This is a genomic window from Mucilaginibacter sp. 5C4, from assembly GCF_034345625.1.
Lineage (GTDB): Bacteria > Bacteroidota > Bacteroidia > Sphingobacteriales > Sphingobacteriaceae > Mucilaginibacter > Mucilaginibacter aurantiaciroseus.
This window is the reverse complement of the sequence record NZ_CP133775.1, coordinates 344,049-355,494: the sequence shown is the minus strand read 5'-3', so window position 1 is coordinate 355,494 and position 11,446 is coordinate 344,049. Positions and strand designations below refer to the sequence as shown.

13 protein-coding genes are annotated in these 11,446 nt (G+C 41.9%); 8 read left to right on the top strand and 5 right to left on the bottom strand.

Annotated elements, in window-relative coordinates; genetic code table 11:
• Positions 1 to 48 precede the first annotated feature (48 nt).
• The 4 genes from RHM67_RS01600 (at position 49) to RHM67_RS01585 (ending at position 3,189) form a co-directional block, all read left to right on the top strand.
• Positions 49 to 762 carry a pirin family protein gene (locus RHM67_RS01600; RefSeq protein ID WP_322229969.1) on the top strand — a complete coding sequence of 238 codons (714 nt, stop codon included), beginning with the start codon at positions 49 to 51 and terminating at the stop codon, positions 760 to 762.
• A gap of 74 nt (positions 763 to 836) precedes the next feature.
• Positions 837 to 1,613 carry an ABC transporter permease gene (locus RHM67_RS01595; RefSeq protein ID WP_322229967.1) on the top strand — a complete coding sequence of 259 codons (777 nt, stop codon included), beginning with the start codon at positions 837 to 839 and terminating at the stop codon, positions 1,611 to 1,613.
• Between the two features lie 2 nt (positions 1,614 to 1,615).
• Positions 1,616 to 2,398, top strand: a complete 783-nt coding sequence (locus tag RHM67_RS01590; protein ID WP_322229964.1) for an ABC transporter ATP-binding protein — start codon at positions 1,616 to 1,618, stop codon at positions 2,396 to 2,398.
• Positions 2,395 to 3,189, top strand: coding sequence for an MlaD family protein (locus tag RHM67_RS01585; RefSeq protein ID WP_322229961.1), 795 nt, complete (start codon positions 2,395 to 2,397; stop codon positions 3,187 to 3,189). The genes RHM67_RS01590 and RHM67_RS01585 overlap by 4 nt, the downstream gene beginning before the upstream one ends.
• Positions 3,190 to 3,247: 58 nt before the next feature.
• Here the strand turns inward: RHM67_RS01585 and RHM67_RS01580 are convergent, their stop codons facing one another.
• From RHM67_RS01580 to RHM67_RS01565, 4 genes are all read right to left on the bottom strand, one after another.
• A complete protein-coding gene (locus tag RHM67_RS01580; RefSeq protein WP_322229960.1) occupies positions 3,248 to 3,763 on the bottom strand; it encodes a glutathione peroxidase in 516 nt (171 codons plus the stop codon).
• A 63-nt stretch (positions 3,764 to 3,826) separates the two neighbouring features.
• Complete coding sequence (gene ybeY, locus RHM67_RS01575; RefSeq protein ID WP_322229957.1) at positions 3,827 to 4,252, bottom strand: rRNA maturation RNase YbeY; 426 nt, start codon at positions 4,250 to 4,252, stop codon at positions 3,827 to 3,829.
• Positions 4,252 to 4,695, bottom strand: a complete 444-nt coding sequence (locus RHM67_RS01570) for an ATP-binding protein (RefSeq protein WP_322229955.1) — start codon at positions 4,693 to 4,695, stop codon at positions 4,252 to 4,254. Before RHM67_RS01570 ends, ybeY begins: the two co-directional genes overlap by 1 nt.
• Positions 4,673 to 7,996, bottom strand: coding sequence for a DUF4175 family protein (locus RHM67_RS01565; protein WP_322229952.1), 3,324 nt, complete (start codon positions 7,994 to 7,996; stop codon positions 4,673 to 4,675). Before RHM67_RS01565 ends, RHM67_RS01570 begins: the two co-directional genes overlap by 23 nt.
• 185 nt (positions 7,997 to 8,181) lie before the next feature.
• Between RHM67_RS01565 and RHM67_RS01560 the strand changes: the two genes are divergently transcribed.
• Positions 8,182 to 9,444, top strand: a complete 1,263-nt coding sequence (locus RHM67_RS01560; RefSeq protein WP_322229951.1) for an MFS transporter — start codon at positions 8,182 to 8,184, stop codon at positions 9,442 to 9,444.
• A gap of 60 nt (positions 9,445 to 9,504) precedes the next feature.
• A complete protein-coding gene (locus RHM67_RS01555) occupies positions 9,505 to 9,864 on the top strand; it encodes a hypothetical protein (protein WP_322229949.1) in 360 nt (119 codons plus the stop codon).
• Between the two features lie 66 nt (positions 9,865 to 9,930).
• Here RHM67_RS01555 and RHM67_RS01550 read toward each other — a convergent pair whose 3' ends face one another.
• Positions 9,931 to 10,797: an OmpA family protein gene (locus RHM67_RS01550; RefSeq protein WP_322229946.1), complete on the bottom strand. Its 867-nt coding sequence runs from the start codon at positions 10,795 to 10,797 to the stop codon at positions 9,931 to 9,933.
• Positions 10,798 to 10,975: 178 nt separating this feature from the next.
• Between RHM67_RS01550 and RHM67_RS01545 the strand changes: the two genes are divergently transcribed.
• On the top strand, positions 10,976 to 11,218 hold the full coding sequence (locus RHM67_RS01545) for a hypothetical protein (RefSeq protein WP_322229945.1): 243 nt from the start codon (positions 10,976 to 10,978) through the stop codon (positions 11,216 to 11,218).
• Positions 11,200 to 11,421, top strand: a complete 222-nt coding sequence (locus RHM67_RS01540; protein WP_322229943.1) for a hypothetical protein — start codon at positions 11,200 to 11,202, stop codon at positions 11,419 to 11,421. Before RHM67_RS01545 ends, RHM67_RS01540 begins: the two co-directional genes overlap by 19 nt.
• Positions 11,422 to 11,446: the final 25 nt, after the last annotated feature.

Here is an 11,446-nt window from a genome sequence, read left to right as displayed (position 1 = left end):
ATGTATTTAATTACATAACGAGTATTAATTCATCAGGAAAGTAAAAAAATGAAAACAGAATTTCACGCCGCGGGCGACAGGGGGCATAATGATATAGGTTGGTTAAAAGCAAATTTTTCATTCAGTTTCGGGCCATTTAAGGACGATACAAAGACGAATTTTGGTGCTTTAAGGGTGCTGAATGACGACTTTATTGCACGTGGAAATGGCTTCGGCCGCCATCCACACGATAACATGGAGATCACCACCATTGTATTGGAAGGCTCCTTAGAGCACCAGGATAGCATGGGTAATAAAGGCATAATCAAAGCCGGCGACGTGCAGATTATGTCTGCAGGCACGGGTGTGTTCCATTCGGAGTATAATCCATCGGAAACGGAAGATACCCTATCATTGCAGATCTGGATCTTCCCTAAAGTAAGAAATATTGAGCCTCGTTATGATCAAAAAAACTTCAGTAATAGGTTTATAAAGAATGAGTTAACTACCATGATATCGCCGGTAAAAAACGATGATACGCTTTGGTTAAATCAGGATACCACGTTTTCGCAAGGCGATTTTGATGCAGGGCAACAGTTAACTTATACCATCAAAACACCCGGAAATGGTGCTTATGTGTTTCTGTTAGAGGGCGAAGTAAAAATTGCAGATCAGGTTTTAAACAAAAGGGATGCGATAGGCGTTTACGATACAGAGGCATTCACGATAGAAACCAATAGCGAAAGCAAAATATTGATCATAGAAGTACCGATGATTTTTTAAACATCAGAATAAAATTTCGGTAACCTAAAACATTTGACCAATACTTTGTTTATAACTGGCAAGTATAATAACTTATGGCAGAACAGGCAATTACCGGGTACAAAAAATGGCTGGAAGGCGTTGGGGAACAGGGTGTGTTCTTCAAAAGCTTTTTCCGCAATATTTTTAGGGGCGGTTTTGAATGGTCGGAGTTTGTACGCCAGTGTTACGAAATAGGATACCGCTCTATGATGCTGGTAGGTATCACCTCGTTTATTATGGGGCTGGTTCTTATCCTGCAACTTAGGCCATCCATGTTAGCAATGGGTGCCGAAAGCATGCTGCCTAAGACGCTTGCGGTGTCGTTTATACGTGAAATAGGGCCGGTTATTATCGCTATTATCTGCGCCGGTAAAGTAGCATCGGGCATCGGTGCAGAGCTGGGTAGTATGAAGGTTACCGAGCAGATAGACGCCATGGAAGTATCGGGCGCAAACCCATTACAATACCTTGTGGTAACCCGTATTTTGGCAACCAGCTTAATGGTGCCGTTATTAACCGTAATTGGTGACGCTATTGGCCTTCTCGGGGGCTTTTTAGCGTTAAATTTTACCGATGATATCAGCTTTACGCTTTACTTCCACAAATGTATTTCTTCTCTTGAATTTATAGACTTCCTGCCTGCTGTTGTTAAAACCGTTTTCTTTGGTTTTGCTATTGGTTTTGTGGGATGCTATAAGGGATATAACTCCAATAAAGGTACTGAAAGTGTGGGCATCGCGGCGAACTCGGCTGTAGTAACGGCATCCCTATGGATCTTTATTATTGATGCCGTTGCAGTACAAATCACCAGCTTACTATTTTACAGGTAACCATGGAAGAGACTAAACAAAACAAGCCGGACGTGGATAAGCCTACAAACGAAGTGGTAGTGGATATCGACCATATCTCCAAATCTTTTGGGACGAAAGATGTGCTTACAGATATCAATTTACAGCTAAAACGAGGCGAGAATATAGTGGTACTTGGTAAATCGGGCCAGGGTAAATCGGTTACGATCCAATGTATTGTTGGCTTGCTTACACCAGATACCGGCACCGTTAAGGTTTTTGGCGATGATGTGGCTGAAATGAATGAAGAGCAGCTAAAAGAGTTACGTAATAAAGTCGGCTTCCTGTTTCAGAGCGGTGCGTTATACGATTCAATGACCGTGCGCGATAACCTGGAATTTCCGCTTACACGTGTCCTAAAAATAACTGACCAGGCCGAACTGGATAAACGAGTAGAAGAAGCCCTTGAAGGCGTAGGCCTTGCTGACGCAATAGATAAGCTACCATCTGATCTTTCGGGCGGGATGCGTAAACGTGCGGGATTGGCAAGAACGATGATTGTACGGCCTGAAATAATGCTTTATGACGAGCCTACGACAGGATTAGACCCCATCACCTCGCGCGAGATAAGCGAGTTGATCCTGGACATGCAAAAGAAGTATAAAACATCATCCATAATTATAACTCACGACATGGAATGCGCCAAAATCACCGCCGACCGTGTTGTGATCATGAATGAGGGTACATATATAGCCGAGGGCTCGTTTGATGAGCTAAAAAACTCGGACGACGAACTGGTAAGGTCATTTTTTAACGAAACAACATGAAAACTACATCATCACAAAAAATAAAAATTGGCGCGTTCACGGTTGTGGGCCTACTGGTACTTTTCCTCGCGGTATTTTATATCGGGAACCAAAAGAGCCTGTTTAGCTCAACATTTAAAGTATACGGAACATTTAAGAACGTTAGCGGCCTTACCGTTGGTAACAACGTGCGCTTTGCCGGTATAAATGTGGGCGTAGTTGAAGCCATAAACATAGTAACAGATAGTTCCGTACGGGTTGACCTTACACTAAATAATTCGGTAAGGAAATTCATCAAAACCGATTCTAAAATGAGTATAGGTAGTGATGGTTTGATGGGTGATAAATTGGTAGTAATTGCACCCGGCGGTATAACCAGCCAAACTGAAATTAGCGAGGGTAAAGAGTTAGGATCGGTTAACCCGGTTGATGTGGACAAGATCATCACCAAACTCATTAAGGTTGCCGACAATGCAGAAAGCCTTACCAGCGACCTGTCACAAATTGTAGCTAAAGTAAACAGCGGTAAAGGTAGTATCGGCCGCTTGCTTAATAACGATAAAATTGCAAGGGATCTGGAAGGAACGGTAAAACAAGCCCAAACTACCATGAAGGGTGTGCATAGTACAACAGCAACCCTTAACGAAGATTTGAAAGCCGCCCAGCATAACTTCTTGCTTAGGGGTTTCTTCAAAAAGAAAGAGAAAGCCGCCAAAGCCAAACAAGATTCTATCAAAAAGGTACAGGAAGAAGCTATAAAAGCCAAAGAAAAAGCAGCTAAGGATGTCGCTAAGAAAAAGAATGATAATTAAGCGACGAACAGAATAACGAGTAAACAAAAAGGGGAAGCTAATTAGCTTCCCCTTTTTGTTATAATGCTTTAGTTATTTCGTCAGATAATGGTTTTGTTGTAGAGCGGTAACGATGGATCAGTTTGCCATTCTCGTCTATCAGGAATTTTTCAAAATTCCATTTGATCTCGCCTGTAAAATCAGGATTTGGCTCTTTGGTTAAGTAAGCGAATATGGGTGCTATATCATCGCCCTTAACACTCACTTTTGAACTTAAAGGAAAAGTTACACCAAAGTTTTTCTGGCAAAACTCTTTTACATCAGCATTGGTGCCTGGCTCCTGGCCGCCAAAGTTATTTGCCGGGAAACCAACAACAACTACCTTGTCTTTGTACCGGTCCGCAAGCTTTTGTAATTCGGCATATTGTGGGGTAAAACCACATTTTGATGCTGTATTTACGATAAGCAATTTTTTGCCTTTGTATTTCGACAAAGAAAAATCGTTACCATCAATGGTTTTAAGCTTAAAGCTGTAAAGCGGTGCAGGTGCCGATGTGATGAACATCATGGCGCAGATTAATATCAGTAATTTCATGTTTTATGTTTCGAAAATAAATGATTTACGAGGAAGATTGATTTACAGATGTAAAATTAGGTATTAAAAACCTCTTTTATCCAAATAGAAATCCTCTTTCTGCGTCATTTTTTTCTTAGCGGGAGGGGTTTTGTCCGGGTAACCCAATAAGTGCAGTGTGCCGTGAATGATCACTCGGTGTAGTTCCTGCTCTGGGGTAACGCCAAATTTGGCAGCGTTCTCTTTAATGCGTTCTATAGAAATAAAAATATCGCCTACAATTACTCCTTCTTCATACGAATTATCGAAGGTGATGATATCAGTATAAGTATCGTGATCGAGATATTCCTGATTGATCTTTAGCAGGTATTCGTCGGTACAAAAAATATAGGTAAGCTCGCTCAGTTTATAGCCCTCGGCAACAATGGTATCGGTGATCCATTTACGTACCGCGGTTTTGTTTTTTAATTTATAACTGATGTCTTCCTCATGGAAAGTAATTGCGGGCATTATATTTTAAAGTGTAGTTCAACCTCGTTACCACTTGCATTAAATATACATTGGTCGGCAAGGTGCTTTAATATAAATACGCCACGGCCGGTAAGCTCTTCCAGGCGGTCGGCAGCTGTTGGGTCTGCCAGGTTATTATAGTCGAAACCGGCACCCTCATCAGTAACTGTCCAAATGATGCGTTTGCCATAAACCTCAACATTTACATAAACCTTTTTATTAGGGTCTAATTTATTACCGTGTATAATTGCATTAATAACCGCCTCGTTAAGGCAGGTCATCATGTTGGCAAACACATCCTCGGCTACGTTATGTTTATCCGCTACCTCTTCTATCAAAGCCTCCAGCTGTGTTATGCTTTCGTGTTTTGACGGAAGTTGTAGTGTATAAAGTTCCGTTTGAACGTTCGCCTGTGCCATATCATTTTCCATTAAGTTGATCAAAGTATTTTTTAATTTTTTGCCTGTAATACAAGTTAAGCGCCGCAGGTACTGTTCTTATTTGTTCCGTTTGCTTTGTCTTAACCTGCTCATAGTTCTGCAAAGCTTTAATATACCCCGGCGGCATGTTACTTGCCGCCCGGCTCTCCCTCTTTTGGTCCTGCTCTCTCTCTTGCTCCGCTTTCTCGGCCTCCAGCAAACGTGTTTTTATTTGCTCTTGCCTTTTTAACGCTTCGTTTGTAATTTTCTTGTTTACGAGATCGTTCTCAGTTTGTTCCATTTCTTTTGAAATTTTATCTAAATTTCCCAAACCATTAGTACCGTCTTTATTGTTCTCTTTATTTATTTGCTGCAACGTTTGCCTAATCATTTGTTGCTCGCGCGCCATTTTGGCAAACTGTTCGCTCATACCTTGCTGGCCCTGCTGTCCGGTTTTGCCAGTTTGAGGGTTATCCATCTTCTGCATCTGCTCGCGCGCCTTTTGCATGTTTTGATTTAGCTGCTGCTGCATCTTGCTCAATTGCGATAACGAAGGTTGTTTGCCTTTGCCCCTACCACTTTTGCTTTGCTGTTTTTGCAATTGATCAAGTGCTTCACTCAACATCAGTGCCAAATTGTTCATACTGGTCATAGCAAATTGCTGGTTGCGCATGGCTTCGGGCGTTTTGCGCTCGCCTAAATTATCTAAAGATTGGTCTATTTGCTCATTAATACCCGCAATTTCTTTGTTAACGGTCGATTGGATCTGCGGAATGCGTCGGCTAAGCGAATACAAACTATCTTCAGCTGTTTTTAAATTGTCCTTAACATCTTTTTGTTTTTGCGCTAACGCGATATAGGCCGGATCGTTAGGGCTGGTGTTGCGTAATTGCTGCATTATTTTTTCTTGAGTGAACGAACTGTTCACCAAAGATTTTAACAATTCGCGCAGCTGGCGGGCATCAACGGCATTTTCGCTCTCCTGTCCTTCGCTTTCATCGTTCTTTAGTTTATCGGCAAGCTGCTTCATTTGTTTGGCGGCTTGCTGTTGCGCTTTTGATGCCTGCGGGCGGCTGTTCTTTTTCAACGCATCCGAACTTTTGTTCATCTGCTCATCTATCAACTGCTTTTCGGCCTCCGGGTTTTTAAACTCTTGTTTGTTGCCGTTCTTCTCGTTTTCTTTTTGCAGTTCGTCCAGCTTTTTTTTGATGTTATTAAACTGGTTATTCAGCTTTTCTTGTTGCTGCAGGTCCTTATTGTTGTTACCAGCCTTTTGCGTTTGGTCTGATAGCTTTTGCTGATCCTGCGCCAGTTGGTTTAATTGGTTTACGTTTTGGTTTAGCTTCTGCTCAAAATCAAGTTTTTTGTATAGTTCCAGTATGCGGTCAAGTTCTTTCTTTAACGATTTATTGTCCATCTGCATTTTAGATAATTCGTCGCGGGTACTATCCTTTTGGCTTTCCTGCAACATTTGCTGTAGCCTTTGCAGCATTTCTTTGGTCTTATCATCCAGCACATTGTTAAACAGGTTTTCAATCTGCTTTTGCATTTCCATCAGTTCCTGCGTTTGCTGCTGGTTTTCCTGCCTGTTGTAAAGGTTCTTTTTGTTATCGGCCTGAGTATCTTTTACTAACTCATCCAAATCTTTGCGTTTTTGTAGCAACTCTTCCACCTGCTTTTTCTCGTCGAACGAAAGGGCGTTTTTATCCAACAACGCTTGGTTCAACTTCTGCGCGCTTTTTTCAATCTGCGCGGCCAATTTTACTGCCGACTGCATTTTTTCTTTTACTGCATTACTGCCTTTGTTCAACTCTTCGGCCAATTGGCCGGCATCAGGCACATTCAATGTGCGCTCGGGGGTGCGTGCTTTTTTAGGGCCGGCAACGCCGTCGTTATCGGCAACCTCAAAATAGTAGGTAACGTTATCCCCGGGACGGATGCCCAGTTCTTTCAGATCCCAGAAATAAAAGAAATCTGATTGGGTGGCAGACAGATCCGATTTAACCGGTTTGTTTATGGAACGTTCGCCTCCTTTTTCGCCAATTTTATAATGAAAGATTAATGACGAAAAGCCATGATCATCCTGAATCCTGCCATTAAAATAAAAGGCTTTCATACTTACCGAATCCGGCTTTTCATGTACTTCAATAGCGGGAGCCTCATCTGCAATTACATTAACGCGGTAAGTGGCAGAATCGTTGCGTTGCACATTATTGTTTAGCGGACTAACATTATAAGCCGTGTTTTTCAGGATGCGTTCGCGATGCTCAAACAAATTGCCGCTTGTTGGTGCTATGGGTTTGTTAGCGCCATCAATCTTAAACAAAAGCGTAGAGGCATTTTGCGTGTGGAATTTCCAGGTCACAACAGTGCCGGCAGGCAGGGTAAGGTCGCCGGCATTGGCAATGGTTTCGTTTTTTTTGTGGAGATATGCGGGATAGGTTAAATCTGCATCAAAATGTAATAAAACGGGCTTAAGATTAACCCTTATCTCATATGGCGCCGAGCTAAAGCCATTACCCACCAATTTAAACGACGTGTTTTGTTGCAGGTTGGTAAACAGATAATGGAACCGGCTGATGTTCTCTTTATCTAACTTAAATGTATTGTTAGCCGTTTCTACATAAATATCGTTTGGTAATTTGTCGCCGGTTAATTTTAGGTCGAGTTTGTAATCTTCGCCCTGTACTGCCGATAGGTTTTTGTTGAACAATACAAACTGAAATGGTGCAACGGGTGCAAAATATTCGTTATGGCGAATGAGCCTTTTAGTGCTTTCCGTTAAAACTGATGGTGCCGCGAATGCGATGATGCAAATAACAGCCGCAGGCGGGATAACCCACTTTAGGTATTTGCTATTCTCGCGGATGTTTACTGCCGATGGGAAACTCACCGGCTTTAAAGTTTCTATTTTTTGGTTGATACTGGCCTCAAGCAATTCGCGGTGTTCTGCATTTTCAGTGGATTGCTTCTTTAACTGTAGGGTGTTCAGCAACTTATCGTGCACATCATTAAAATGTTGGCCAATGATCTCGGCGGCCTGTACGTGCGTTAGGGTTTTGCCCAGTTTTAATCTGGCGAATAGCGGCGGCAATACCAGCCAGATGATCAGACCTACATTCAGCAGGATAAAAAAGTAGAAGAGGATGGTACGCAGCGTAGTATTAAAATTACCGAAGTACTCCAGTAATGTGATCACCACGTAGGCCGAAAATATACCCGCGCCCAAAAATATCAGCCCGCGCAGCAGGTTGTTAAAATGGTACTTACGAATAAAGGTGTTGATTTTTTCGATCAACAGATCATAGTTTTCGGCTTGGGTCATAGTTAGGATAAGCTACCAACATACGCAATAAAACGAAAATAATGTATTAATTGATACGCCGGGCATCTTTTAAAAAATGGCCTGTGTTTATCCACCCGCATCAATGCCATGTTATGGTAATTTAATTATTACATAGCTTGCCGGAAACAATTAGCGGGCATTTATTGTCGTTGAATTTATATATAATGAATATCACCACCTTCAACGCATTCCGCAGCCGTAACTACCGTTTATATTTCGCAGGGCAATCCGTATCGCTTATTGGTACCTGGATGCAAAAAACAGCGGTAAGCTGGGTTATTTACTCGCTTACCCATTCTACATTTATGCTGGGCGTTACGCTTTTTGCCAGCCAGTTCCCGTCATTTTTACTGTCGCTTTTTGGTGGTGTGGTATCTGACAGGTACAATCGTTTCCGGGTGTTGCTGTCCACACAAGTCGCCTCTATGATACAGGCTACTATACTGGCTATATTGGTGCTGTTGAAACATTATGAAGTATGGGAGATATTGGTGCTAAGCGTTGTGCTCGGCATCATTAATGCATTCGACGTCCCCGCAAGGCAGTCATTAGTGTATGAAATGATAGAGGATAAAAAGGATTTGCCTAATGCGCTGGCCCTCAATTCCTCCATGGTAAATCTATCGCGGTTAATTGGCCCCGGCATAGCCGGGTTTATATTAGAGTACTGGGGCGATGGCTTTTGCTTTGCGCTTAATGCTGCAAGTTTTATAGCGGTAATAGGGTCGTTATTAATGATGCGCATGCCCAAATATGTAAAAGCAGAGCACAAGAAAAATGTATTTGGGGAGTTGCGTGAGGGGTTTGCATACTTGAAGGCCACGCCATCTATTTCGTTTGTGATACTGATGCTTGGACTGATAAGCCTGCTGGTATTACCATTTAGTACATTAATACCATACTACGCCAGCGAGGTTTTTAAAGGGAACGCCACAACATTTGGGGTAATAGATAGCGTAATTGGGCTTGGGGCATTTACCGGGGCAATATTCCTGGCATCGCTTAAAGCAGGGAGCAATTTGAAAAAGATCCTGAGTGTTAACACGCTTATATTTGGTATTGGCCTGGTGCTGTTCTCGCACGAGAACACCTATTGGCTGGCATTGGTATTTGCAACTATTGCGGGTTTCGGTATGATGTCGCAGATCACCATCAGCAACACCCTGATACAAACTACCGTTGATCCGGGCATGCGTGGGCGTGTGATTAGTTTTTATGCGATGGCATTTTTTGGTTTGCAACCGATTGGTGGGTTGCTTGTCGGCTCGGTATCTAAATGGATAGGAGCGCCGGATACAATTTTGCTGGAAGGTATCGCGGCATTACTTATCGGCTTGCTGCATTTCCGCTATCAGCGAAAAGAGAAACTGAAGCAGAAAGATAATGTGATGGCTGTTGACGAGCAACACTTACAGGCGGCTGTTTAACCCAATAAATACCGTGATTTAACGGGGTGCGTGCAGCTGTTTAAACCTATACTTTGGGGCATGCTTAACAAAGTAAACCTGCCTAAACAGATCATCCCCAAAATTGAAGAGTTTGCTACAATGCATAACCTGTTGCCTTGCGTGGTAATTATCCACGACTTGCGGGATTGGTTGGTACTTTATATGTCTAAGCGGGGGCTGGATGGTTTACAAACTTCAATTGAAGATATCATATCAATAACCGCACAAGAGTATTACAAACGATACTTTAATGCCGACGATGCGCAGGATTATGTACCCAAGATATTAACCCTTATTTCTATAAATACAGCCGAAACTCATCGTAAAAACATCAAAAAGAAACTAAATGCTGGTACTTACGAGTTGATGCAATACGCCCGGGCATTTGATCTGATCTAAATAATTATCCAAAAAAAGGCCTGCTCAACTTGAGCAGGCCTTTTCAATAAAAACTTTTTAAACCTATTATTTTATCGGTGCTGTTTCGGGTGCTTTACCTATCAGGTCCATAAACTGATCCAGTTTAGGGGTGATGATAATTTGCGTACGCCTGTTTTGGGCTTTACCTGCTGCTGTGCTATTATCAGCAATTGGGTTGTACTCGCCACGGCCACCTGCGGTTAAACGTTTAGGGTCTACCTGGTAAGTTGTTTGCAATGCAAGCACTACCGACGATGCCCTTAAAGCACTCAGGTCCCAGTTGTTACGGATGTTCTTCATGGTGATAGGCACATTATCGGTGTTGCCCTCTATCAGTACATCGTAATTGGCGTAATCTTTAATGATCTTGGCAATTTTGCTTAAGGTTGTACCTGCTTTATCAGTCAGGTCATAACTGCCAGATTTGTAAAGCATGTTATCCGAAAGGGAAATATACACTACACCTTTCAACACTTTCACATCAACATCTTGTATTTCAGACTGACTTAGAGAACGGGTTAAGTTATTGGTAAGCACCATATTAAGCGAATCGCTCTTGTTTTTGGCATTAACCAGTTGCTGAATGTATTTGTTAGAGCTGTTGATCTCATCAACCAGTTTAGAAATGTTTAAGTTACCTTGTCCGCTTGATGTTAAACACTTATCAAGGGCCGATTGTAGTTGTTTATTGTTAGATCGTTCTGATGCTAATTGTTCATCAAGGCTTTTTACTCTTTCTGTTGCGAGGCCAAGGTTACGTTCGGTAAGCAGGTACCTGCCTTTCATTTCGCGGGTGTTACTGTCAAGTTTATCGTAGTTGGCTTGTAGTTCTTTATATTTTTTGCTGCTTACACAACTGGAGGCTACAACGGCTATAATAAATAACGAGGGTATCAATATTCGGAGTTTCATAAGATAAAATTTAATGAAAAAATTTAACTGTAATTTATAAGAACGGTTTATATGGAATAAAGTTTTAATTAGGCAGTTATGATATTGGTGCCAAATGAAAAGGTTTGACATCTTTTTAACAAAAAGGGCATATTTGCCGTACATCTAAAACATTATCTATGAAAAAGGACTAACAATTATGCTGGCAGCAGCCATGTTATTATTTAATGCTTGCTCAAAAAAAGACAGCAACGTAGTAACATCAGACAATACCGGGTCACTGGGCAGCATTACACATTATGTTAACACAATCGCTAAAACAGGTGGCAACACAATTGTATTTAATGACAGTGGAGACGGCCATAAAGGTACTTTAACCGTTACTTTTAAAACTTCCCTAACAGCACAGGCACCTACCAGCTTGTGCCTAAAACCGCTTTAGCGCTTGGCGACAAACAATGCCAGGTAAACACCACTGATGCATCCAAAACCACTTATGATTTTGCAACAGGTACAGCCAACGTAGCCATCTCATTTAACGTAAAAGACCAGTTGTCTATAGCTATACCCGAAATAACCGTGGCAAATACACCTGCTAACACGTTAAAATTGGCCGCTACCGTTTACGACGAGGATTGTTATTGATTGTCAGCATCACTTTCAGGCAAAA